1 protein-coding gene and 1 pseudogene are annotated in these 1,215 nt (G+C 42.6%); both read right to left on the reverse strand.

Annotated elements, in window-relative coordinates:
• Nucleotides 1-952 (reverse strand): secretin N-terminal domain-containing protein (locus I3255_RS14495; protein ID WP_346268629.1); only part of this gene is annotated, 952 nt, incomplete at its 3' end.
• A gap of 39 nt (nt 953-991) precedes the next feature.
• Nucleotides 992-1,215: pseudogene (locus tag I3255_RS14500) on the reverse strand (type II secretion system protein GspC); the annotation flags it as partial.

Genomic DNA, 1,215 nt, shown 5'->3' on the forward strand with positions numbered 1-1,215 from the left:
CCAGTGAGTTCGTGCCTTTATCAGCATTAATACTCACCTCATTTTTACTGCTAGAAGCAGACTTGGCCTGACCACCTTCTTTAGCCTGCAAATTCTCAGAAATGCCAGTTAGGGTTTCTAACAGATCTTCGGCTTTAGCATACTTAAGATAAATAACTTGGTTATCATCTCGAGTGGCCATTTCACGGTCAAGCTGATGAATAAGGGTCTTAAGGCGAGCTCGAACTTTAGGATCACCTGAAATTAAAACTGAATTGGTGCGATCATCAGCAACCACTTTAGGAACCAAAAATTCAGGTACTGACTTATCAGCACTCTTATTTAACGATTCAACAATACGTACCATTTCAGAGGCTGAGGCGTTGTTCAGGGAAACAATAGTGACATCTTTATTACCAGCTCGGTCAACACGCTCAATGATTTCAGCTAAGCGATTTACCACCGCAGCTCGACCCGTAATCATAATGATATTAGCCGGATCATAGTGAACCACGTTACCGGCACCTGCATTATCATTGAGCTGACGTAGCAACGGAGAAAGCTCACGTACAGAGACATTTTTTACCGCAATAACCCGAGTCACTACTTCATCGCCGTAGGTTTTGCTGTCTGAGCCAACCACTGGAATCGCTGACGTTTTCGCATCTTTACTACGAATGACCTTAAGCACACCATCAGGCATTGTTACGACAGCATAACCGTACACTTCCAGCACATTAAGGAAAAAGCTGTAATACTGTTTATCGTTTAATAGATCGTAACTGCGGACATTAACTTGCCCACGTACCGATGGATCAACAATGATGGTTTTTTGTAGATTACGTCCAACCACATTAATAAATTCTTGAATATCGGTACTCTTAAAACTAGCGCTATATTCACTCGCCAGTGCAGAGCTGCAGAGCAGGCTACTGGCTAACCACACTGCGCTCTTACTCACTAACTTTCTCACAAAAAACTCCTGCGTATTCGCATGTCTCATAAGCTACAATCATTGCAACTCAATATAGATATCGTGTAGTTGGCCATCACGCTCAACACCTAGTGTAAAGCTTGATGCCTGTGATAATTCCGACCATAACTTGGTCATGACCGTAGGATCAGTTAGATCATTGCCATTTAGAGTGACAGCAAGATCATTTGGCTCCAAACCAACCTCATCAAACAGAATCTTATTCTTACCTGGATTCACTCGGTATCCCATCAACTTGCCAT

The sequence above is a fragment of the Psychrobacter sp. Ps6 genome, assembly GCF_022129235.1.
Lineage (GTDB): Bacteria > Pseudomonadota > Gammaproteobacteria > Pseudomonadales > Moraxellaceae > Psychrobacter.